The sequence below is a fragment of the Nostoc sp. C057 genome (genome assembly GCF_013393925.1).
Taxonomy (GTDB): domain Bacteria; phylum Cyanobacteriota; class Cyanobacteriia; order Cyanobacteriales; family Nostocaceae; genus Nostoc; species Nostoc muscorum_A.
On record NZ_CP040281.1, the window covers coordinates 6,442,340 to 6,466,740 of the forward strand.

At 41.5% G+C, this 24,401-nt stretch carries 19 protein-coding genes and 2 pseudogenes; 6 read left to right on the forward strand and 15 right to left on the reverse strand.

All coding sequences use genetic code 11. The annotated features are described in order from the left end of the window. Window positions 1-56 precede the first annotated feature (56 nt). A complete protein-coding gene (ggt, locus tag FD724_RS27390) occupies window positions 57-1,889 on the reverse strand; it encodes a gamma-glutamyltransferase (protein ID WP_372726530.1) in 1,833 nt (610 codons plus the stop codon). A gap of 912 nt (window positions 1,890-2,801) precedes the next feature. Between ggt and FD724_RS27395 the strand changes: the two genes are divergently transcribed. Further along, complete coding sequence (locus FD724_RS27395) at window positions 2,802-5,882, forward strand: calcium-binding protein (protein WP_179074788.1); 3,081 nt, start codon at window positions 2,802-2,804, stop codon at window positions 5,880-5,882. 220 nt (window positions 5,883-6,102) lie between these two features. Continuing rightward, complete coding sequence (locus FD724_RS27400) at window positions 6,103-6,732, forward strand: Uma2 family endonuclease (protein WP_179074789.1); 630 nt, start codon at window positions 6,103-6,105, stop codon at window positions 6,730-6,732. A gap of 142 nt (window positions 6,733-6,874) precedes the next feature. Here FD724_RS27400 and FD724_RS27405 read toward each other — a convergent pair whose 3' ends face one another. The 5 genes from FD724_RS27405 to FD724_RS27425 all read right to left on the reverse strand — a co-directional run bounded on the left by FD724_RS27405 (window position 6,875) and on the right by FD724_RS27425 (window position 10,231). After that, window positions 6,875-7,777 (reverse strand): glycine betaine ABC transporter substrate-binding protein, encoded by a 903-nt coding sequence (locus FD724_RS27405; protein WP_179074790.1) that lies wholly within the window; start codon window positions 7,775-7,777, stop codon window positions 6,875-6,877. After that, entirely contained in the window at window positions 7,777-8,409 is a 633-nt protein-coding gene (locus FD724_RS27410) for an ABC transporter permease (RefSeq protein ID WP_179074791.1), read from the reverse strand. The genes FD724_RS27405 and FD724_RS27410 overlap by 1 nt, the downstream gene beginning before the upstream one ends. Continuing rightward, the gene (locus FD724_RS27415; RefSeq protein WP_179074792.1) at window positions 8,406-9,164 is read right to left on the reverse strand and encodes an ATP-binding cassette domain-containing protein; all 759 of its coding nucleotides are present in this window, start codon (window positions 9,162-9,164) and stop codon (window positions 8,406-8,408) included. The genes FD724_RS27410 and FD724_RS27415 overlap by 4 nt, the downstream gene beginning before the upstream one ends. A gap of 105 nt (window positions 9,165-9,269) precedes the next feature. Then, entirely contained in the window at window positions 9,270-9,665 is a 396-nt protein-coding gene (locus tag FD724_RS27420; protein ID WP_179074793.1) for a hypothetical protein, read from the reverse strand. Between the two features lie 146 nt (window positions 9,666-9,811). After that, window positions 9,812-10,231 carry a hypothetical protein gene (locus tag FD724_RS27425; RefSeq protein WP_179074794.1) on the reverse strand — a complete coding sequence of 140 codons (420 nt, stop codon included), beginning with the start codon at window positions 10,229-10,231 and terminating at the stop codon, window positions 9,812-9,814. A gap of 63 nt (window positions 10,232-10,294) precedes the next feature. Between FD724_RS27425 and FD724_RS27430 the strand changes: the two genes are divergently transcribed. From FD724_RS27430 to FD724_RS27445, 3 genes are all read left to right on the forward strand, one after another. After that, window positions 10,295-10,954, forward strand: a complete 660-nt coding sequence (locus FD724_RS27430) for a phytochelatin synthase family protein (protein WP_179074795.1) — start codon at window positions 10,295-10,297, stop codon at window positions 10,952-10,954. Between the two features lie 905 nt (window positions 10,955-11,859). After that, a complete protein-coding gene (locus tag FD724_RS27440; protein WP_179074796.1) occupies window positions 11,860-12,087 on the forward strand; it encodes an antitoxin in 228 nt (75 codons plus the stop codon). Continuing rightward, window positions 12,088-12,489: a type II toxin-antitoxin system VapC family toxin gene (locus FD724_RS27445; protein WP_179074797.1), complete on the forward strand. Its 402-nt coding sequence runs from the start codon at window positions 12,088-12,090 to the stop codon at window positions 12,487-12,489. It abuts the gene before it with no gap. Window positions 12,490-12,687: 198 nt separating this feature from the next. On the opposite strand, the pseudogene FD724_RS41140 reads toward FD724_RS27445, so the two are convergent. The 5 genes and pseudogenes from FD724_RS41140 to FD724_RS27465 all read right to left on the reverse strand — a co-directional run. Beyond that, window positions 12,688-13,110: pseudogene (locus FD724_RS41140) on the reverse strand (Clp protease N-terminal domain-containing protein); the annotation flags it as partial. Window positions 13,111-13,722: 612 nt separating this feature from the next. After that, a pseudogene (locus tag FD724_RS41145) lies at window positions 13,723-14,361 on the reverse strand (caspase domain-containing protein); the annotation flags it as partial. 278 nt (window positions 14,362-14,639) lie between these two features. Continuing rightward, the gene (locus FD724_RS27455; RefSeq protein WP_179074799.1) at window positions 14,640-16,571 is read right to left on the reverse strand and encodes an ABC-F family ATP-binding cassette domain-containing protein; all 1,932 of its coding nucleotides are present in this window, start codon (window positions 16,569-16,571) and stop codon (window positions 14,640-14,642) included. Window positions 16,572-16,642: 71 nt separating this feature from the next. Further along, the gene (locus FD724_RS27460) at window positions 16,643-17,059 is read right to left on the reverse strand and encodes a DUF1824 family protein (protein WP_114085940.1); all 417 of its coding nucleotides are present in this window, start codon (window positions 17,057-17,059) and stop codon (window positions 16,643-16,645) included. A 174-nt stretch (window positions 17,060-17,233) separates the two neighbouring features. Beyond that, window positions 17,234-18,082: a prohibitin family protein gene (locus tag FD724_RS27465; protein WP_179074800.1), complete on the reverse strand. Its 849-nt coding sequence runs from the start codon at window positions 18,080-18,082 to the stop codon at window positions 17,234-17,236. 212 nt (window positions 18,083-18,294) lie between these two features. Here FD724_RS27465 and FD724_RS27470 point away from each other — a divergent pair, with 212 nt between their 5' ends. After that, on the forward strand, window positions 18,295-19,836 hold the full coding sequence (locus FD724_RS27470; RefSeq protein ID WP_179074801.1) for an NAD(P)/FAD-dependent oxidoreductase: 1,542 nt from the start codon (window positions 18,295-18,297) through the stop codon (window positions 19,834-19,836). Here FD724_RS27470 and FD724_RS27475 read toward each other — a convergent pair. The 4 genes from FD724_RS27475 to FD724_RS27490 all read right to left on the reverse strand — a co-directional run bounded on the left by FD724_RS27475 (window position 19,823) and on the right by FD724_RS27490 (window position 24,367). Next, window positions 19,823-20,491, reverse strand: coding sequence for a hypothetical protein (locus FD724_RS27475; RefSeq protein ID WP_179074802.1), 669 nt, complete (start codon window positions 20,489-20,491; stop codon window positions 19,823-19,825). The two genes, FD724_RS27470 and FD724_RS27475, sit on opposite strands and share 14 nt — an antisense overlap. Window positions 20,492-20,991: 500 nt before the next feature. Further along, a complete protein-coding gene (locus FD724_RS27480; RefSeq protein WP_179074803.1) occupies window positions 20,992-21,453 on the reverse strand; it encodes a hypothetical protein in 462 nt (153 codons plus the stop codon). A gap of 27 nt (window positions 21,454-21,480) precedes the next feature. Then, entirely contained in the window at window positions 21,481-23,319 is a 1,839-nt protein-coding gene (locus FD724_RS27485; RefSeq protein ID WP_179074804.1) for a bifunctional serine/threonine-protein kinase/formylglycine-generating enzyme family protein, read from the reverse strand. A gap of 319 nt (window positions 23,320-23,638) precedes the next feature. After that, on the reverse strand, window positions 23,639-24,367 hold the full coding sequence (locus tag FD724_RS27490; protein ID WP_199346144.1) for an ABC transporter permease: 729 nt from the start codon (window positions 24,365-24,367) through the stop codon (window positions 23,639-23,641). Window positions 24,368-24,401 lie beyond the last annotated feature (34 nt).

A 24,401-nucleotide genomic window follows, 5' to 3' on the forward strand; every position in this document is an offset into this window, starting at 1 on the left:
GTCATTTGTTATTTGTTATTCTGTGCATCCCTATGTCTCGCCAGTCCCTCACTCGCTCATAGACCTCTGGGGGAACCTTCGCCGCGAGGATCTGCCGCGCCTTCTAGAGTTCCATCAGATGTAACCGCGATCGCGTTACCATTACCCCAAGGAGTAGTTTCCTTAATTTTATGCCCCCGACGGCGTAATTCTTGTAGAGTCAGAGCATCTAAACCCCAGGATTCTACACGCAACTCATCTGGAAGCCATTGATGATGTATGCGTGGAACAGAAACAGCTGCGCCAACATCCATGTTGTATTCCAGCACATTTAGGATGACTTGCAAAACCTGAGTGATGATAGTGCTACCACCAGGCGCACCTGTTACCATCCGAAAATGACCATTTTCTGTGACAATTGTGGGAGTCATGCTGGATAAGGGAGTTTTGCGGGGTGCAATACTGTTGGCATCGTTACCAACTAAACCAAAGGCATTAGGCACTCCTGGCGCAGCAGCAAAATCATCCATCTCATTGTTGAGGATAATTCCAGTTCCCGGTGTCACCACACCAGCACCAAAACTGAGGTTAATGGTGAAAGTCAGACTTACAGCGTTGCGTTCTTCATCCACAACAGTAAGATGACTGGTTTCAGTGGATTCATACCGCGTCGTGTGTAGTTTAAGAGACTGATGAGATAAAGGAAAGGTATTTTCTCCTAAACTCCGATTATTAGCCTGACTAAAACGTTGTAGTGTCTTTCTATCTACTGGCTTGACCTTGGTCGAGGGTCTAGCCACTTGCATATTAATCTCTTGACGGCGTTCTTTGGCGTAAGCTGGACTGAGTAGTTCTTGTACAGGAACTTTGACAAAATCAGGATCGCCTAAATATTCTGAGCGATCAGCGTAAGCAATTTTCATTGCCTCTACCATTAAGTGGATAGCGTCAGGATGATGCCATCCCAAAGATTTTAAATCAGTGTCACCAATAATATTTAAAATCTGCAATAGGTGAACACCTCCCGATGATGGGGGTGGCATTGAGCAAACTTTAGCTTTGCGGAAATTGCCACAAATAGGAGTCCGCCAGATTGGTTTGTAGGCTTTCAGGTCTTCTAGAGTAATTAAACCACCATTTTTTACCATATCAGAAGCGATCGCACGAGCAATACTTCCGGTGTAAAGATTTTGGGGATTTTCGGCAACTGCTGTTAAAGTGCGTGCCAAATCATGCTGCACCAATTTCTCCCCTGGTTTATAAAATTCACCGTTGTGAGTGAAAATTTCCCGCATCCCTGGATTTTTGAGAAGTGCTTGCTTGGCGGACTCATTTGTTTGCAAAAAACGCCAAGTTGCAGCATCGCCAAGAATAAAGCCATCTTTAGCGAGTGCGATCGCAGGTTTCATCACCTCTTGCCAAGAAAGCTTACCATAGCGACGATGCACTTCATAAAGTCCCGACACCGTTCCTGGTGTCGCCACTGCTAAATAACCTTTAATACTTGCATTGGGACGCACCTTTCCTTCTGCGTCAAGATACATATTTCTTGTAGCTTTCAGGGGTGCGCGTTCACGGAAATCTAATGCTTTGATGTCGCCAGTTTTTTCAGAGTGCATCAGCAAAAATCCGCCGCCACCAATTCCGGCTGAAAAAGGCTCAACTACAGAAATTGCAAAGGTTGTGGCTACAGCTGCATCCACTGCATTCCCACCTTTGCGTAACATCGAAATTCCCGCTTCACTCGCTAGGGGATGGGCTGAAACCACCATTCCCTTTTTGCTGCGTAGGGGTAAAGTTAAAGCAGCCGAGGCGACTTGGCTATAAACAAAGAGGGTGAAAGAAAAGACTGCGATGGCTGCGTGCGTCGCAGGCATCGCAACTGGCTTGGCTTTAGTAACAGTAAGCATTTTTATACCATTTTTCATAAAAACTTATACATATATAGCATCTGAGTGTACTTAATTTATCAGATTTTGATTACCATTGTTTGCGTAGCTTGCCGCCGTAGGCATGGCTCTCCCCCTTGAAAAAGAGGCAAGGCAGGGAGCAGGGAGCAGGGGGGAATGGTTAGAGCCTATTTATAAAGCAATACAGTTCAGATAAGACCAAAACACTTGTAGAGACGGCGATTTATCGCGTCTCGAAAACCCACAATTTTGTACACTTAGCCCTTAACTGAATCGTATTGATTTATAAAGTAAATATTAAGTAGGGTGTGTTACCTCTGTGTAGGAATTTGAGGGTTTGAGAAAGTCTAATTTAGACGTAACGCACCATATTCCCAGGTGTCGTACTCTCAGCGATAACGCACGCTACAATTTAACATTTACTTTTTAAATAGTCTCTTACAAATATAAAGAGTATGCAAAGATTTTTTTAAAAGATAGACATCTAAGTAAATATTCGATATTTAGTAATTGTTGGGTTATTTTGATGTTTGCTATTTTACAGATAGAAATTCAAGGGCGATGCCTACGGCGGCAAGCTACGCCGACAAAAAATGCATAAAAATTCTCTTTTTTATGCCATCTAAAGTTTTCCCTATTTTTAAACTAGTAAGACTTATGCATTGACAAAGCAACTAAATTTTGTACAGTGCTTAAGACTTAGATAGTTCTCAATCCTGGGATAAGTAATGTTTGAAAGCGAATTAAAGGGGAAATCTTTAATGAACAATTGGCGAGTCCATCTATCTAAAGAGTGAATATTCTATGCCGAAAGCTTTAACTTTTGGCAGATTATTTGTGCCATCAAACAGCACTAACTCGATTATTGACAACTGAAGTTACTCCAAAAATCTATTCAATCAGGAAAAACTTATGGCAATTATCATTGGAACCAGCGGTAACGACACCCTACGGGGCGCTTTTGATTACATCGATTACAACGACACCCTAACTGGTGGCGGTGGCAACGATATATTTTTTTTTGACGGCGGCTCAAACTACATTAATACGATCGCCGATTTCGGTGGAGTAGATAAAGGAACAAACCCCACAGCAGCAGTCATTGCCGAAGTGGATACCCTAAGTTTCCAGTTCAATAGTGCCTTTACTGCCCAAAACTTGCTCCTCACCCAGAACGGCACAAGTTTGGAAATCGGCTTTCAAGGGTTTGGTAGTTACAAATTCATCCTGGAAAACTTTGCCCTGGAAAACCTGGATAACCTCAGCAAATCCACTGGAGCCACTGTAGACTTGGGCAATATTCTATTTTATGGGCAAACTACTATCACCGACAGTTTTGATGTCTTCAATGCCAACTTCACCCAAAGCACTGTTTTTAGAAAAAACACAGTCACATTCTTAAACGAACTCGACAACAATGTTAGTGGCTTTGACAATTCAAATGATGTCATCAATGGTCAGGGAGGTAATGACATTATTGAAGGCTTAAGTGGCAATGACATTTTGAGGGGTGGCGCAGGTAATAATACCCTCAACGGTGGTGTTGGTGACGATAGTCTGTATGCTGACTCCCGCTCAAGCAATAATCTGTTTAATGGTGGCGATGGCAATGATTTTCTCTCCATCTCTGGCGGAGACTACTACAACTCCTACGCACCAGAGTACAACGATCGCTCTTTAGGCAATAATACCCTCAACGGTGGTGCTGGTGATGATACTTTAAATGCTAGCGGTTCATTAGGCGATAACCTCTTAGATGGGGGCGATGGCAATGATTCTCTCTCTATCTCTGGGATTGTAAGGGGTGAGCAGTACACATCGTCTGACTCTGGCTCAGATGGCGATAACACCCTCAATGGTGGTAATGGTGATGATATCTTGAGTGCTAGTGGATCATCAGGCGATAACCTGCTTTTTGGAGGCGATGGCAATGATTTTCTAGACATCTCTGGCTTTTTGTCTATATATCAAGACTCCTACTTCAACTCTATCTCCTCAGGCAATAACCTCCTAGATGGAGGCGATGGCAATGATACTCTAACAGCCTCTGGTGCCACTGGTAATAACACCCTTAACGGTGGTAATGGCGATGATAGCCTCACAGGAGGTAATGGCAATGATAGCCTTACAGGCGGCGGTGGTAAGGATAAATTTGTTTACGACGGCTTATACGACAACGACAACAGCCTATACAGCGACACCATTAATAATGGCACTACTACGATCGCCGATTTTGATGGAGTAGGTAAAGGAACAAACCCCACAGCAGCAGTCATAGCCGAAGTGGACACTCTGATATTCCAGGACGATAGTAGCTTCACTGCCGACAATTTACTTCTCACCCAGAATGATACAAGTTTGGAAATCAGCTTTCAAGGGTATGGTGATACCAGATTCATCCTGGAAAACTTTGCCCTGGAAAACCTAGAAAACCTCACCAAATCCACTGGAGCCACTGTAGATTTGGGCAATATTCTGTTTTATGGGCAAACTGCCATCACCGACAGCTTTGATGTCTTCGATGCCAACTCCACCCAAAGCACTGTCTTTAGAAAAAACACAGTCACCTTCCTAAACGACCTATCCAACAATGTTAGTGGATTTGAAAATTCAAATGATGTCATCAATGGTCAAGGGGGTGATGACATTATTGAAGGCTTAAGTGGCAATGACATTTTGAGGGGTGGCGATGGCAATAATACTCTCAACGGTGGCGATGGCAATGATACTCTCAATGGTGGCACAGGCAATAACACCCTCAATGGTGGCAATGGCAATGATTCCTTAAATTTCCACTCCCTATCTACGTTAGTCACTCAAACAGTAGACGGGGGAACAGGTAACGACACCTTGTCTTTCAGTTATAGCAGTGCTACCACGGGAATTACTTCGACTTTCAATCCTACTACTAATATTGCAGTTATTTCTTCGACGGCGGACACAACAGTGTTTAGCTACAAGAATATCGAACAATTAAATATCACAGGTACAGACTACGATGATTATCTTGTGGGAAGCAATGGTAATGATACGCTCCGCTCAGGTAATGGTAACGATACAATAGATGGCGGCGCTGGTGAAGATTTCTTGGATATTAGTCTTTCGACAGGGGATCACCTTCTCAATGGAGGCAATGGCAATGATTCTTTACAGGCCTTGAGTTTCATTTACGACGAATTCGGTAATTACGTTGGGGGTAGCATATCTGGCGATAACACCCTCAACGGTGGTGCTGGTAACGATACATTGAATGTTTACGGTTCAACAGGCGATAATTTATTAGATGGGGGCGATGGTAATGATTTCCTCTCTGCTGTTAACACCTCTGGTGAGTACACCCTCAACGGTGGTGTTGGTAACGATACATTGAATATTTTTTCAACAGACGATAATTTATTAGATGGGGGCGATGGTAATGATTCCCTGATAGCCTCTGGTAGCTCAGGCAATAACACCCTTAAAGGTGGTGTTGGTAACGATACATTGGATGGTAGCTTTTCAGAAGGCAATAATCTATTAGATGGGGACGATGGTAATGATTCTCTGATAGCCTCTAGTAGCTCAGGCAATAACACCCTTAAAGGTGGTAATGGTGATGATACCCTCAGAGGTGGCGATGGCAATGCTATCCTCATCGGTGGCAAGGGTAATGATAGACTCTTTGGGGAAGGTGGCACTGATACCTTTGTTTTCAATAGTTTCAATGAAGGTCTCGATCTGATAAGTGACTTCGCTACCATTAATGAACTTAATGAACTAATTCAGGTGTCGGCTGCTGGTTTTGGTGGCGGTTTATCAGCAGGTGTACTTAAGACAAGCCAGTTTACACTTGGAGAATCTGCAACCACTAGCACCCAGCGATTTATTTATAACTCCACTACAGGTGCATTGTTTTTTGACCAGGATGGTAGTGCAGGCGCATTTACTCAGGTACAATTTGCAGAATTATCTGCTGGGTTGTCACTAACGAACAACAATTTTGTGGTTGTTTAATCGTTATTAGAGTTCCATCACTTGGCCACAGAGGACAAGAATAAGACTTACGCACTAAAACCTAGATCCCCCTAGCCTCCCGATCAATTTGGGCGAACTTCTAAAGCCCCATTTTTAAGGGGGTTGGGCAAGCTGAGTGCGTAAGTCCTAGAATTTATGAATCCTGCGATCGCCTATCATCCATGTAATACGATCGGCAATATCTACAATGTGAGCTAAGATGGATACCGTAATTACACCACAAAGAATTGAGTTACCACCTGGCGCGGTATTGAAACTGTTAGGAAACTGGCAAGACTATCAAGTATTGAGTCAGCAATTAGGCGATCGCTCTTCGCCTCGCATTAAATATCGACCTGGGGAAATTTTGCTAATGGCACCGCTACCAGAACACGGAAGAGATGCGAGTTTGCTGGCAGATATTGCTAAGGTTTTGCTGGATCATTTAAACCGCATATACGAGTCATTTACGCCCATTACCATGAGCTTGCCAGAAATTAGTGGTATTGAACCAGACTATTCCTTTTACATTGAAAATTGTAGAGCAGTTGTCGGTAAAAAAAGAATTGATTGGGAGTCAGATCCACCACCAGATTTAGCAATTGAAATAGACGTTACAAGCTACACCGATATTAATGATTACTTACCTTATCGAGTGCCAGAAGTTTGGATATTAAAGAATAATCGCCTATTAATTTATAGATTACAGACAGAAAGTTATGTGCTTACAGAAAGTAGTTACTTTCCTAACGTCAGAGAAATTGTGCAGCAATGTCTCCAAATGGCCAATGAACAATCAACAAGTGAAGTCATTAGGTGCTTAAAGAACTTTTTGCATGGACAACATTAGTACAATGTATAACGTAGTTTTAAAAGTTTGTAGTAAGCACTTTAGTGCTTAGAGGATAAGGAATAAAGTCCTTACTACGAACAATTTAAACTTGACAGACTAGTAGGGTGCGTTACACTAACCCTTAATTACGAATTACGAATTATTTTAATCCCTTCGATTTGCGAAACTCCTGGACAACATCTTTAATATCACGTAATTCACCCTCAACCAGATAGTTTAACTGCCGCATTTCATCTGCCGAAATCTTTCCAGCGAGTGAAGCGATCGCTGTTTTTAATTGGGGATATTTTTTTAATATTTCTTGCCGAACAATTGGCACAGTTTCGTAAGGTGGAAAATAATGTTTATCATCCTTTAAGACAACTAAACCCAACCGAGAAATCTGCCCATCAGTGGAGTTACCCGCCACCATATCTACTTGTTTTTGAATCAAAGCACGATATATCAAACCCAAGTCCATGATTTGAGGAGATTTGGCAAAACGTAAATCGTAAGTTTTAGCTAATCCAGGGAAACCATCTTCTCGTTCTAAAAACTCGTAACCAAAACCACCGCGCCACTGAGGTGTATATTGAGTAGCTTCTGAGAGAGTTTGAATATTGTAGCGTTTGGCATCATCTCCCCGAACAATCATCGCAAAAGTATTTTCAAAACCCAAGCTTGGCATCACTTCCAAATTGAATTGCTGAGAGTATGCTTGTTTTAATTTTTCATAAACTTCTTTAGGGTCATTAACTGCTCTTTGCTTTAAAATTCCAGTAAAAGCTGTACCTGTGTACTCAATATAAGCATCAATTTTGCCAGTAGTAATCGCGTTATGACAAACAAAAGAACCACCCAAACGGGGACGACGAGATACTTTTAAATTAGTTGTTGCTTCTATTTGCTGTGCTAGAAGTTCACCTAAAATATCTTGCTCAGTAAAATCTTTAGAAGCAACAATAATATTGCCATCACTGCTGCTATTTACATTTGGTGTACAGCTAGTGATGACTAATAACAAAGCAAAAGTTAAAAAGCAGGATGCTAAAAATCTTTTCATTAACTTTTAATTTTTAATTTATTCTCCAACCAGCCAATTACAAAGTCAGCTAATAATGCAATTACCGCCGCCGGAACTGCACCAGCTAAAATTAACTGATCGTTCACTACTGATATACCGCGAAAAATAAAGACTCCCAAGCCACCAGCACCGATCGCAGCTGCAATGGTTGCAATGCCGATAGCAATTACCGTTGCGACTCGCACACCTGCTAAAATTACCCCCATTGCCAAGGGAATCTCAACTTGCAATAACAATTGTCTATCCGTCATTCCCATACCTCTCCCAGCCTCTCGAATTGCTGGATCTACACCAGTAATCCCTGTGTAAGTGTTACGAATTATCGGCAGCAAAGAATATACAGTCAGAGCAACAATCGCTGGTACAGCACCAATTCCGCCAATTATAGGAACAGGAATAAGTAAACCAAAAAGAGCCAAACTAGGAATAGTTTGCAGGATATTCGCTATGCCGAGAATTGGTTGGCGGAGATAAGTTTTACGTGTAATTAAAATACCTAAAGGAATGCCTATAAGTATGGCAATTCCAATAGCGATGCCTACTAAAAACAAGTGTTCTAGAGTATGCTGAAGAATTTCTGGGGCATACTTAACAAGGAAGAAATTTTTCATAAATTGTCTTGGAAGGAACGCAGACATTTAAGAAAGGCTAGGCTTTCTGGGTGTTGCGATCGCATAAATTCATCTGTTGTCCCCAATACTACCAATTCTCCGCCATACATTAAACCAATTCTCGATGCCAAAACCAAGGCTTCTTGAATATCGTGGGTGACAAACACAACCGTCTTACCTAACTCTTGCTGCAAACGCCGAAACTCTTGTTGCAGTTCTAAGCGCGTAATCGGATCGAGTGCGCCAAAGGGTTCATCCATCAACAACACAGGCGGATCTGCTGCTAAAGCCCTGGCTACCCCGACTCTTTGTCTTTGCCCTCCCGAAAGTTCGTGCGGGTAACGCCCTGCAAATTGTGCTGGTTCTAAACCCACTAATTGCAACAACTCATAAACCCGCGTTTTTATTTGTTTCGATTGCCAACCTTCCAAAGCTGGGACTAAACCCACATTGCGTTCAACTGTAAAATGGGGAAATAAACCAATTTCTTGAATGACGTAACCAATTTTTCGCCGCAGTTTAATTTCATCCCATTGAGTTGTGGGAATACCATCAAATAAAACTTCGCCTTGTGTAGGTGTGAATAGGCGATTAATTAACTTCATTGTGGTGGTTTTGCCGCTACCACTGCGCCCAAGTAATACTAGTGCTTCTCCTTGGCGGATGTTGAAGTTGAGATTTGACACCAAGGGGCGATGATTGCGGCTAAAGGTAACATCGCGGAATTCAATGGCGGTTTGGTTATTTTGCGGCATTAGTAGCTTTTGGTGGACGCTAGCCTTTTATTGACTATATGTATTATGTGCTGATTTTGCTAGCGTGCTAACGTCCAATTTGTCAAACAACAGATTTAAGCCCCTCTATGCAGTTTTAGCATTCTCATCTGATGCTTGGTCTGCAACATTTTTCAAGCGGCTTGATCTGATTTTGCGGATGCGATCGCTATTTCGAACACCACCCGCCATCTCATATTCGCGGCTGTCTTTGCCGTACTTGATTGCAACCACCATCAGCATCTTCTCAGAAAGCTGACTCAAGTTTTTTTCCATCTCTTCAATTTCAGTTTTAGAAGAGTCAACCACAGACAGAGCAGTATTATAAACATCAAGTTTGTTGCGTAACTGCTCAATTGACTCAATCAGTTTTTCCAGATTATAATTTTCGTCAAATTTGATACTTGGAACAATCGATTTCAGTCCGGCGGATCTTAACTGAGCTTTTTCTAAAATGCGGGATGTGCGTTTTTGACGAGACATAAAATTACTCCTTTAAGATGCTGCTAAAGCTAGCTTGGCTTAATTAAACTGCGTTTCGGTTCAGCAGAACTCGCAGTTTTTGCTTATAAAATTTTCAGGTTATATCAATAATTTTTCGGTATTTAATTAATATAAAAAGGTAAAATTTAAACCACTCCCAACACAAGGAAGACCGCTCCCAGCACGAGGAAGACCGTTCCCAGCACGAGGAAGACCGTTCCCGGCACGAGGAAGACCGCTCCCAGCACGAGGAAGACCACTCCCGGCACGAGGAACACCGCTCCCAGCATGAGGAACACCGCTCCCGGCACGAGGAACACCGTTCCTGCCACGAGGAACACCGCTCCCGGCACGAGGAACACCGCTCCCAGCACGAGGAACACTGCTCCCAACACGAGGAACACCGCTCCCAGCACGAGGAACACTGCTCCCAACACGAGGAACACCGCTTCAGTTTGTTGGAGAGTACGTACATGCAAAGCAAAGCGTCTAATGGATGCCTCAAAAATTTGCTTAACTGTCTTAACTGTCCTTGCGTCTTTAATGGCGAGTCCTAGATAATACAAGCACGGTTTTCAAAAAAGCTGTAAATCCTGAGTTAATCGATATATATAAAAAAAGGCGGAAAAATGGATCTTGATAATTTAGCTCAAATTTCTAAACGAGATTTGGAAATCATTCAACTACATCAGTTTCAACAACCCATCTACTGTTGTAATGTCACTGCAATTGCCTATGCCTTTACCGCATTGGGATATCTGACCACTGTTGATGAGATTTTCTATGCTACCCAACTGCCGATCGCATCGGTTTTAGATGATGGCATGACGTTAGCAGAAACCTACGATACTTGTCGAACTTATCTTGAAAAAAAAGGAATACCTGTGTCCATTCGGGTAGAGCATTTTGATAAACCGAGTATGACGCTCGAAGCATTCACCCGTGAAGTTGAAGCTGCCGTTTGTGATGAAACTGATGTCCACATTCTTAACTTCAATACCCGTATTGCCCATGAAAATCCCAGTTTAGAAGGTGGTCACTTTTCCTTATTGGCAGACTATGACCCGAAAACTCAAGAAATAACTATTGCAGATACAAATCCTAAACGGTATACTCGCTTTTGGAAATGCCCAATTCAACGTATATATGCCGCTTGCGTAGATAAAGATTCCTCATCGAATCGCTCTCGTGGCATGATCGTGCTTCGCCGGCTGGAGAAAGCCAATTTAAAAGATAACGGAGTGGTTCACCCCTCAGAAATCGCCTTGAATGCTCTCCATTCTGAATAATTAGTTAGAATCACAGCTAATCATTTTTAAAATAACTTCTGACCAGTGCGTTGGGGGGGTTCCCCGGCTTGTACCCCTACGGGGAAGCAAGCTACGCTCTCAAGCGTTTCCGCAGGGTAGTAACTGGTGCAACACGGAAAAATGAGAGTTTGAGAGAGATTTTGCCTAAGTCTTGTTTTAGTCAGGCTGAGTGGAATCGAATTCGATTTTTTGTGAAACCGCCTCAGTTTGTTGGGGGTGCATAGACGCAAAGCGACTTATTGATGATGAATATGGCTGCGTAGGAACTTTTGTAGGCGATGCCTACGGCGGTAAACTACGCAGTTTTTGAGAGATAGTTAGTAAGGTGTTGTAGAAGTGCGATCGCAGTTTAGACAAATCCAATTGCTGCGCTGACCCCACAAGCGTGAAATACAACCTAAAGACTTTGGGCTTGGCAAAAATATAACTGTTAAAATCAGCATAATGGTGTCAAAATGCGAATAAAACACACCCAATAGGAGAAAAATGCCAGCCATTGTTAAACTACAACCTCCTTAGAAACTTTAGCAGAAGCAATATCTTCTCTTGATTTAACAGAAAAACGTCAACTTCAAGAACTAATTGAGCAACAAATTTTTGAAGCCGAAGAAGCGTTGTATGAAGACGACGCAGAAACACTGGCAGAAATTCAAGCAGTTCGCGCTGAGTATAGCGATGGTGAATCAGTGACTATAGAGGAATATCTTGCTAATCGCTCAGAGCAAAGATAATGAGTTATGCGATCGCTATTTCAAAGTCGGTACAAAAGCAGATTGACAACTTACCAAATAATATTATTGAGCTTGTTATTAAAAGTGTATGACATATAATGGGGAGCGCTATAGTTTAACGATGAGCAACTGCAACAGAATAACAGTAAGATAATGAACACCGCTAAAATCAGCACTGATGGCACTCACCAAGTTGTTATTTTGCCCAAAGATTTTCAACTCACTGGCACAGAAGTCTATATCAAAAAAATTGGTAACGCTATTGTTCTCATTGCCAAAGATAACCCCTGGCAATCTCTCATTGAGAGTCTAGAAAATTTCTCTGATGATTACATGACTACTAGAGACCAGCCACTCATAGACACCAGAGAGAGTTTGTAAATGCAATACCTGCTTGATACCAACATCTGCATTTACATCATCAAGCAAAAACCTCAAAAAGTGCTAAATAAATTTCAAACCCTTAGCATTTCTGATGTGGGTATCTCCTCTATTACTGTTGCGGAACTTGAATACGGAGTAGCCAAGAGCGAACAGCAAGAGAAAAACTGCAATGCCCTACTACAATTTTTGCTACCTCTAGAAATTGTTGATTTCAATCAAGCATCTGCGACAATTTACGGTAGTATTAGAAGCAATCTTGAAAGTAGAGGACTCATCATTGGTGCAATGGATATGCTCATCGCTGCTCATGCTTTAAGTTTAGGAGTTACTCTTGTCACCAATAATATCCGAGAATTTTCTCGTATTCCTACGCTGTTATTAGAGAACTGGGCTGAGTAATTTATTAGGATAACACTTCCTGCGTAGGCGATCGCAGTTTGGAAGAGACAGAGCGATCGCACTTAAATCAACAGCGATATAATCGTCGGCAAAACACTGTCATTGCAAGCAAAGTGTTCGCGCAGCGTTTTGTTAGGGAAGCCTCTTGCAAAGAAGAGAAATAATTGCAAAGGTGTTGGGATTGCTATATTTGGTTTATGTAGATTGTATATTTTTATTTTCAGATAAGTGAATCGTATGCAAAACTTGTTCTCTTAAGTTCTCTAAATTAACACCTAAGTTTTCCAAAACCCTTACTGCTACGCCTTCTTCTAATCTAATAGAACCCAAAAGCAGGTGGCCAGTACTAATATAACTGTGATTAAGTGCCCTAGCTTCTTCTAAAGATAACTCTAAGACTCTTTTTGCATTTTTTGTAAAGGGAATTTCTGGTGGTACAAAACCACCACTACCACGTCCAATAATTTTTTCTACTTCTGTACGGGTATCTGCCAGCTTAATGCCTTTCAATCTCAGCACTTGAGCAGCAACACCAGTTCCTTCTCCAATCAGTCCTAAGAGTATTTGTTCTGTACCAACGGAATTATGACCAAGACGGCGCATTTCTTCCTGCGCTAACATTATTGTCTTAATCGCCTTCTCTGTAAAACGTTCAAAGAAACCTTCGTCTTTGTACTCTGCCCGTTCAGCTAGTTCTATTTCTGTAGATTTAATATCTACTAATTGATTTTTTGCTTCTTTCTGTATTAAGGTCTCAGTAGATTTTCGGCGTGGAGATTTAGATTGTTTGATTGTGTCTTTTTCTATTGCTACAGGCACTTCAATCAGATCGATATCCTCATCTCTAAGTTGCAACAGTTGCTGTAAGCGCTTCAATTCCTCCAATGTATGCTGGCTCAAAATCCCTTCATGTTGTATCGCCTCAGCCAGCGCTTCTTCATATTCCTTGAGATTTTCTTGATACTTGCGGTAAGGTTCCAAAACTTCGTCTTCAATTTGGGTTGCTATCTCAATTGACAAACCCAATTCACTTTGCCGACGTTTGAGAATGCGGCGACCCACAGATGAAATCTTACCATCTCTAGCCCATCGCTCTACTTCTTTACGGTACTCTAATTGAGGATCGCCTAAAGGAGCTTTTGCTAACTTAATTTTAAAGCCTTCTCTAACAGCATAAATTTCTGGCTTCATTGCTGGGGCTGCTTCCTGCACTTTTTTACGGGCATATTCATGCAGTTCATCTACAGAAATCATGCCATCGTTATCAGTGTCAGCCGCGCCTTTCTCAATACCTTCCACAATGTAGCGGGTGTAAACCGATAGGTCTGATCCTACTTGTTCAAAAGAATACTGGGTAGACGTGGAAGAAGTTAGTACCGCTCGTCCCTCGCCTCCTAGTTGATTCTTGATATCTACGCTGTTATCATCTTTTGCTTTCATACCTTCAGCAAAAGCACCGCTAAAGCAACAGTCAAGAATAATTACCTGTCGCCGAGAACGGCTTTTTTCCATCATCCCATGTATAAGGGTGGCAGTAGTAGCGGTAGTTTGAATGAGTTCGCCTTTAAGGTTCTTACGGGTTTGGCTATTTGTCAAAGATAATCTGCCAGCCTCATCTTTAACACCGTGTCCTGAGAAATACAGCAATACTAAGTCATCTTTTTGACGACCAGAAAACAAAGTTTCAATTGCTTCTTCCATTACTTGGCGTGGGGGATTTTCCAGTACTGTAATATCAGCATCGGCAAAACCACCCATTTCTGAGTGCTGTAAGACTCGCTGCATTGCTTTTATATCTTGCACAGCGCCAGGTAAAGCATTTAACCCTGGTTGATAGTCACTAATTCCAATCAGCAATGCTAGCTTTGCCATGTACCTGATAAGTGCGAATAAAAATAACTATATTTCAATGAGGAAGAGGAAAGAAAGATAATCTTTAGTCTTTTGGCTTCTTCGTCTTTTTCCTCTGTATCTAAAGCGAATAGAATTCGCAGCTACACAAGCATAGACGCTTTGCGGCTTCCCGCAGGGTAGTCCGCCTGCGCGGACTAAGAAAAAATTGAGCGTTTGAAACCCACGTAGGTGGGTTTTGTCTGTATAGCCGCGATTTCTAATCGCCCGGTATATTTGCAAACGTGAAATGCTTACTATTAAGACTCCATCTCAGCCAATTCTAACCACCGTTCAGTCGCCACATCGATCGCGTGCTTGAGCTTTTCCACATGATCGTATAATTTCTGAACTTGGCTATAATTCCCCGGTGAGACATTCGCTAGGGTTTTCTCGGTTTCTTCTTTCTCAGCCTCTAACTCGGCAATTTTACCTTCCAACTGCTCAAATTCTTTTTTCTCCCAATTGGATAATCTACGCCGCTTGGTATTCTCTCCATCCTTGGGTGAAGCCGCACCATTATTTTGGACTTCGACATTTTTCGGCTTCTCCTTAGCGTTCGCAGCTTGTTGCTGTGCCTCTTCAGCCTTCTTATAGTCCAGATAAATCGAGTAATTACCTGGATATTGCCGGAGATTACCGCCTTCCTCAAAGGAAAATACTGTGTCGATGGTGCGATCGAGAAAGTAGCGATCGTGAGAAACTACAATCACACAACCGACAAAATCCTCTAAATAATCCTCTAATACTGCCAATGTCTGAACATCTAAATCATTTGTCGGTTCATCTAAAATCAAGACATTGGGCGCACTCATCAAAACCCGCAACAGAAATAAACGGCGTTTTTCACCACCCGAAAGTTTATTAATTGGGGCATACTGTTGATTACCAGGAAACAAAAACCGCTCCAACATTTGCGAAGCAGTAATTTGAGTCCCATCGGTAATTTTGATAAATTCTCCTTCTTCTTTGATGTAGTCAATCACGCGCTGATTTTCGTTTAAGGCTGTGAGCAATTCTTCCGAATGCTGGTCAAAATAACCGATATGAATTGTAGTCCCAATTTCTGCAACACCTGAATCTGGCTGAATCTGACCAGTGATAATATCCATTAAAGTGGATTTACCAGCACCATTCGCGCCGATAATGCCGATGCGGTCTTCTGGACTAAATTCGTAGGTGAAATTATTAATTAGGGTGCGCCCATTGTATGCCTTAGAAATGTTATTTAATTCAATAACCTTTTTGCCAATGCGACGACCAACTGTAGAAATATCAACTTTACCCTGAACTTCTTTAAATTCAGTATCCCGCAGAGCATGAGCGCGGTCAATTCTAGCTTTTTGCTTAGTACTTCTAGCTTTCGGCCCTTTTTTGAGCCATTCTAACTCGCGTCGCAATAAGCCTTGATGTTTTCGTTGACTACTGACGGCAGATTCTTCAGCTAAAGCTTTCTTTTCGAGGTAATATGAGTAGTTACCTGTATAGGTGTAAATGTCGCCTCGGTCAATTTCCACGATCCGATTGGTGACACGATCTAGAAAATAGCGATCGTGGGTGATCAGGAAAAGTGCGCCGCGATAGCGATTTAAATAACTTTGTAACCATTCTACAGAAAGAGCATCAAGATGGTTTGTTGGCTCATCCATAAGCAAAACATCGGGTTCTGCTAGCAATGCTGATGCTAAAGCAATGCGCTTGCGATAGCCTCCAGATAAAGTGCCTATCTTGGCATCAAAGTCAGAAATTCCTAATTTTGTGAGGATGATTTTAGCATTAGTTTCTAGTTCCCAAGCATCATTTGTATCCATCTTTTGCATCACCGCAGAAAGGCGAGACATCAGTTGGTTATCATCTGGATAGTGAGCTAATTTATCTGATAGTTCTTCATACTCACGCACCAAAGCTGTATGTTCACCACTGTCAGCAAAAACTTGCTCTAAAACTGTGTGATTTTCATCTAAATCTGGCTGCTGGGGTAAGTAGATGATTTTAGAACCGGAGTTAATTATAATTTGACCGCTATCAATGGATTCTAACCCGGCAATCATTTTTAATAGGGTTGATTTTCCTGAACCATTAGTACCAATTAAGCCAACTTTATCGGTAGCATCAAGGCTAAAGCTGGCATCTTTTAAAACTTCTTTGATGCCAAAGTCTTTTTTAACCGACTGGAGTGTAATAATACTCATAAAATCTAGTAATTTTTCATTGACCGTTAGTTAGTAGGTAAAGCACATACTCTACCTACATTCGCCGAATTCTATACAAATAAATCCAAAGGTAGATGTCCATACATTTCGTTGATTCCGTCTTCGTGGTAAGACTGACAAGATACTAATACTCCACGATGATGTCCAGCATAAGAATCAAGATAGCACAAGCCATTTTTACCGTTTAATTTGATATAAACTGGCCCTTCAGGTGTCAGCAAATTGTTTGGTGGTTCATAACCCAAAGCCAAAGAATAGGTCTTCATAGCCAGTATTCCTTCTTCTGCTGTATCGGCACAAATTCCTAAAATTTGATAATCAGCAAGTTTAGTTACCAAAATTAGGGCATCACGAATTACTTCTTTTTCTGATGGCTTGAGAATAGGCGCGATGTCTAGACAGTTAAATTTATTCAGTAATTTTTTCGCTTCTTCGGCGGTGAGATTGTGAGGATTGGAGGTTGACATAAACTTTGATTGATGAGCTTGTTGGTTTTTCTGTTGTGTTTGAGTTGGGACTAGCCCAACTTATACTATTTTGGATTTTAGATTTGAGATTGCAAATCGTCCAAGTATTGCAGAATTTGTCTGAAAGTCAGAGCAAATTCCATAATAGAGAGCTTGTTATCTAATGCCAACTCCTTATGGTTGATTTGGGACATTTCCCAGGTTGAATATGAAGGGTACACCGCTTTTTGAGTCTCCACCCATAACGAGGACTTTGGGCATTTGAGCGCCGCCACTTCTCCAAGCTTCAATTGCTTCTTTTTGTAAAACTAACTGTCCTCCTTGCGCTTTGAGTGTCTCTGCTAAAAGCCTTTGAGCTTCTGCCCTACCTTTGGCGCGATTCACATCTGCTTGTGCTTCTTGTTCTGCTTCCCGCGCTACATAAACGGCTCTTTGCGCCCGTTGTTCAGCAATTTGTTTTTCTTCCACTGCTCTGGCAAATTCTGGTGAGAATGCTAAATCAACTACGCTAGTATCTAACACAATTATCCCATATTTGTCTAAGCGATCGCCTAACGCTTGATCGAAGTCTTCTTTTAATTCACTTCTTTTAGTAATTGCTTCTTCTACTGTTCTTCTGGCGGCTGCAATTTTAAATGCTTCTTGCGTCTGAGGTGCAATTATTTTTGATACTATATTTGCTAAGGTTCCTTGTTTTCTTCTAACTTCAACTACCTTAATAGGATCGAGACGAAAGTTGATCGCAAATCTCGCAGATAAATTTTGCAAATCTTTTGTAGAACTCTCGGCTGGCACTTCAAATTTTTGAACAGTTAAATCATACACATCTATCACTGAGATAAAAGGCGGTTTCATGTGAATCCCTTCTAATAAAGCGCCATCTCTAGCTTTACCCAAGATGCTGATGACTCCTGCTTCCCCTGGGTTAATAATAATAAAGGAATTTAGTCCCAAAATCACTAGTGTTGCTAACACAATTCCTAAAACTGTGGTTTGCCAATTTCCTAATTGCTGATTTTTCAAATTCCTTTCTCCAATATGAATTTGTCATTTGTCATTGGTCATTTGTCATTGGTCATAATTATTCCCCTTCTCCCAATTCCCCATTCCCCATTCCCCATTGTCCATCCTTAGTGATGATATTAACCAATTAGAGCGGTTTCTGGATGGGGAAGCGAATGATATTATCCAAGTTTCCACAACTGTTTTAATTTATTGTTGCAAACATCAGGGATATGCAAAACACAGATATAGTTGTTATTGGTAGCGGTATTGGCGGTTTGAGTTGTGCTGCTCTTTTGGCACGATATGGCTTTGATGTGATAGTCTGCGAAAGCCACTCCATTGCTGGGGGCGCTGCTCATGGTTTTGAACGCAATGGTTTCAAGTTCGACTCTGGCCCGTCTCTCTATTCTGGACTATCTTACAGCCCCTCTGCTAACCCTTTGCGACAAGTGTTAGATGCAATTGGTTCTGAATTGCCATGCGTCACCTACGATACTTGGGGTTGTTGTCTACCAGAAGGTGATTTTGACACGGCGGTTGGTGCAGAGCAATTTTGTGAAGTGCTGATGAAATTCTGTGGTGATGATGCTGTTGCTGAATGGCGAGAACTCCAGCGCGTTATGGAACCATTTGCTAGGGCTGCAACTTCCATACCACCGGCCGCATTACGCTTTGATTTTGGTGCAGCTAGAACTGTGGGCCCCTTTGTGCCATCTCTGACAAAAAATGTGGCGAATATAATCAAGCTGACAGGCCCCTTCAGCCGGATTATGGATGGGGTTGTTAAAGACTCGTTTACCCGAAACTGGCTGAATTTGCTGTGTTTTCTCCTTTCTGGATTGCCCGCAGATGGTACTAGTGCCGCAGAGGTAGCATTTATGTTTGCAGACTGGTATCGCCCAGATGCAGTTCTGGAATATCCCATTGGTGGTAGTGGTGCTTTAGTTGACAGCCTTGTACAAGGGTTAGAGCGTCACGGTGGGAAGCTGATGCTAGGTGCTCATGTGGAAGAAGTGCTTGTAGAAGGTAATCGTGCGGTGGGTGTGCGTCTGCGCGATCGCTCCGAAATTCGCGCAAAACGAGCAGTGATTTCTAACGCCTCGGTTTGGGACACGCTGAAGCTCTTACCAGAAAAGGCAATACCCAAACAGTACCGCAGCAAACGACAAGCCACCCCTGAGTGTGATAGCTTTATGCACCTGCATTTAGGCATCGATGCTCAAGGATTACAGTCAAATTTGCGGTGTCATTACATCGTAGTTAATAACTGGGAATTAGGCGTAACAGCACCTCAAAATGTGGTGGTTATCTCCATCCCTTCAGTTCTTGATCCATCTTTAGCGCCAGCAGGTAAACACGTGATTCATGTTTATACACCTGGTAATGAGCCATACTCTATCTGGCAGGGAATGGATAGAAGGAGTCAAGAATATGCCGAACAAAAGCGATCGCGTTCAGAAGTAATGTGGCAAGCTTTAGAGCGGATAATTCCAGATATTCGCTCTCGTTGCGAAGTCACACTTGTCGGTACACCTCTAACTCACGAGCGTTATCTCCGCCGTCACCAAGGTTCTTACGGCCCAGCAATTCAGGCTGGAAGTGGGATGTTTCCTGGCCCCAGCACACCCCTACCAGGATTGATGTGCTGTGGCGACTCAACATTTCCCGGTATTGGTTTACCAGCAGTCGCCGCTAGTGGGCTGATTGCTGCCAATACCCTTGCGCCAGTTAATAAGCATTTAGCTATGCTTCAGGATATCAAGTGTATTTAATTTTATAAAATCTAGTTGCCAAGAGAGCCGCACCCACTGCCAAAACTGCTAGTACACTATCAGGTTCGGGTACGGCAGCAACTTGAGCATCAATTCGTGCAGTTCCAGCAAACAAACCTGTCAATTCAGGTTTTTGCAGTATTTTTGCAAACTCTGGAGAAACCAGCAATTTAACATCAGGAATGGTTAAATTTTGACCATCAAATACCGCAGGTTCTGGAATACTCAAATCAAACAAAATCGTATCTAAAGAAAAAGTGTCTCTTAAAACAAATCCGCTAGCATCTTGAACGGTACGTCCTGGAGCAAAACCAATTGAAAAATCACCAACAGTAATTTGATTATTAAAGGTAACAGTACCAGTATGTTCGATTGTCCCTGATAGCGGAGTAAAGCCGCCCTCGTCGCTAAAGGTAAAGTTAGTAGCTGAATCGATGTCAAAGCCGACTAAATAATTGCTGGGAATTGGTGAAATTGTATTATTGTTGCCTGTCAAGGTTAGCCCGATACTTTTAAGAATATCTTCGTGATCGCGATCGATGCTGGTGACTCCTGATATCACTTTAAAAGTTGCAGCATCTACCTGCATGGGTGCAATTGACATAAAAGCTGCGATCGTACAACCAACAACCCCTGTAAACTGAGAAAAACGCATATATATTCCTGATGATATTTATACTTTATTTTATCGAAAAAACTCTCTTGTTTAATCTAAAAACTTAAGAATTACTGTTAAAAAACTACACTCAAAGTATAAAAACATAGTTTTTGAAAGTTTATATCAAGTTAATACGTACATTTAAGTTTTATAGTTACAAATACAAATTTAATTAGATGGGTAAAAATAAATATCACTGCTCATAATATGTCAGGAGGTATGAGGTATAAGCCATTAGACATAAAACACGAGAAAAATATAGTTACGTTTAATTATGTCGAATGAATTCCAAAACCTCGTTTCCAGCCGAGGCTGGAAATGCTAATCATTGCAGTTCTGCCGCAAGTCTTGAAGCGGAGCATTACATTAAGCATTCCCAGTCGGAGACTAAGAACGAGATAATTCTGTATAGCTTTCATGTTAATTTGAAACCAATAAACTCAGTGGCTCTTGCAAAACAGATAGTTTAATTTATTTTTGCTGACCTACCTACTGCTTCACAAGCTTGTTCTAATCCACCAGCTTATTTTCTCTAAATTAGAATCTATTTCCTGCCAAAAGCTTGCTGATGAGTCTGCTTCTCTTGTTACTGTAAATATTTTATCTATAACGTCAAAGTTTTTTTGGATTACCTGCTTATCTAATTTAGGAATATCTAATTTAAGATATTTCAGACGGTTGGGTAGCTCTACCTTCTCTTTTGCTGGCAAGTTAGTAATCTGTTCAACTTGTTCTAGAATTTTGTCTATTGATACAATTACTTCTTCAATACTCGGCTTTTTAGTTTGTAATTGTAAATCTTTTTCTTCAAAGTTTTCTTCTTGATTACCTAACTTCACTATTACTATTTTCACAAAGAAAATATTGTAATCAACTCCACTAACTTCCCCTACTTGATTATGATATTTTCCAATTTTATTAATAATTACTATGTCACCTTTCTCAATTTTGTCTTTCATAATTACTACAGCCTATAAATTAAATTGCTAAATAATCTCCTCTACAGAAAATACTACTCTAAAGCCACAAACTCTTAGCCCACCGTCTGACTCATTCCAGCTACGGCTGGCGCTGCGACACAGTTCGGCATTGAAACTCCAAGAACCACCACGTAGCACTCGGCGATTAATATCACCGCCAACTTCCCAGGCTGTTCCATCTGAGGGTGCATCGCTGTAATTGTTGTGCCACGAGTCAGCGCACCATTCCCAAACTAGCCCGTGCATATCGTATAATCCAAAGGCGTTGGCGACTTCAAAACTACCGACGTTAGTTGTTTCTCTACGAAATTTGCTTGTTGTTTCGATAGTGCAACTGACTAACTCAGAAGTAATGGTTTCGCCAAAGTGGAAGGATGTTGTAGTTCCAGCCCGACAAGCATATTCCCATTCAGCCTCACTCGGTAAACGATAGTCGCGTCCAGTTCTTTCTGATAGTCTGAGACAGAATTCTACAGCCTCATACCAAGATACATTTTCTACTGGTCTATCTAAACCTTTGAATTTTGACGGATTGGGATTTAAAGCTTGTTTGACTTTGGGTAAAGCTGCGACTACTCTCCACTGTGCTTGAGTTACGGGAAATTTCCCCATAAAAAACGGTTTGACGGTAACTTTATGTCGAGGACGTTCATCAGCATCTCCTTCACATTCCGGTGAACCCATCATGTAAGTACCGCCAGGAATAGATACCATTTCTAAGGTGACAGATTTACCCAATTCTTCGGCAAAGAAGTTGGCATTACCACTCATGCGGTTTACTTCTCTACCACCTGTGTCTACTGTCACTACGTCAAATTCAAAGGTTTCTAAGGGAGGTAATGGTACTATTACTTTCTGTGGTAACGGCGGTAATATAGGTTGAGACATCGAAACAATTTTCAGGGCAACCGGTTCAATGTTCGATGTTGCAAATTTCAAATCGTTGATAACTTCTACTGCTGTTTGATATCTTTCACTGGGTAGATGTTTTAGTAATTTTTCTAAAATTCTCTCTAAGTCTTCGCTGATAGTAATACCTTTTTCTTGTAATCGTTCGCGCCACAACCATTTAGCATTCATGGCATCATAAATAGGGTCATTAACCTGTCCAGAAGCATCTTGCAAAGGCAAACATCGAGTTAAAAGACGCACACAAGTTACACCCAAAGCATACAAATCACTGCCGTGACAAGCAAATCCAGCCATTTGTTCAGTTGGGGCATAACCAAGGGTATAAATTACTGTAGCCTGTCTTCCTAAACTGGTTTGTGTTACTTGTTTAGCACCACCAAAGTCAATTAATACGGGTTTTTCATCACTTGCACGGCGGATAATATTTTCTGGTTTGATATCCCGATGAATGACGTTATGGGTATGAATAAATTCCAGTACTGGCAATAAATCAGCTAAAAGTTCCCAAACCTGTTTTTCACCATAGATTTGCTGCTGAACTTCTTGTAAGAGAGTTTTTCCTTGAATGAATTCTTGGACAAGATACAAACTAGCACCTTGCTCAAAATAAGCTAGTAATCTAGGAATTTGGGTATGATTTTCTCCCAGTTCATACAACCGAAAAGCCTCTTCTTTAAAAAATTCTGCTGCTTTGGTGCGTTGTCCGGTTCCCTGAAATTGAGGGAAAAATTGCTTGATGACGCAAGGCGCGTTTAGTCTGTCTACATCTTCTGTAGCATAGGTTCTACTAAATCCACCTTCACCTAAGAGTCTTAATACGCGGTAACGGCTTCTTAGAAGTTTGCCAAAGCTGCTTTGTCCGCAACTCACGCAAAATCTATTGCTATCAGAGTTGAATGGATTTGAGCAATTGGGATTTTGGCAGATTTGCATAATGAGGGGGAAAGAGCATTTTCTCCAAAGTTAGCCCCAATATTATCTAATTGAAAACAGTTATGTTGAGAAGCGAACACGAAGTTTATTCATGTGCTTAAACTTCTTTTAACATGAGAACAAGAAGATGAATAAATTTTATATATTTATTTATGTTGGGACGTTTTTAACTATGGGTAAATACAAATACATAAGTATGAAGAATGTAGAGGTGTTTACATTGCAACGTCTCTTTGAATATAGCTTTTTTTGCCATCCAAAAAAGTTCATGGAGAACCAAGTTATCCATAATTTTGATTATTAATTACAAGTTTTATTTTTAGCTTTTATTTTCTCCAGAAGCGCGAATTAATTCAGCTATAAATGCAACGATCGCAGATACTGAAATCAACATGACGCTCAAAGCGTTAATATCAGGCTTGACTCCTGTTCTAATCCGGCTAAAAATTTCCATTGGTAGGGTGTTAGAACCGCTACCGGCAGTAAAGCTGGAAATCAGAAAGTCATCTAAGCTGAGGACAAAAGCCAAAAGACAACCAGCCAAAATACCAGGCATTAGTTGAGGTAATAATACTTGCATGAAAGCTTGGATTGGTGTAGCACCTAAATCTAGTGCTGCTTCTTCTAAGTGGGGATCTAAATTGGTAAGTCGGGAAGCAACTACAAGTCCGACATAAGCTAGACAAAACACGATATGCGCTGCAACTATCGTCCACAAACTCAAGGGTATGGCAAAGGCGGCTAAACAAACTAGGGTTGCCACTGCGATCGCAATATCGGGAATAATCAATGGTAAGTAAGCAACACCCCGATACAATTTCTTGCCAGGAAATTCGTAACGCGCTAACCCAACGGCCATCAAGGTTCCCAGCACGGCTGAAACCCCAACTGCACAACCAGCAACGATCATACTGTTTTGCAAGGCTGATAAAATGCGATCGTCGCTGAACAACTTGCGATACCAATCGAGAGTGAATCCTTGCCAAGTTGCGCTATAGGGCGACTGATTGAAGCTATAAAAGCTAAGTACCAGTATAGGTAGATACATGAACACAAATATTACTAGTGAGAAAACCGCCTGC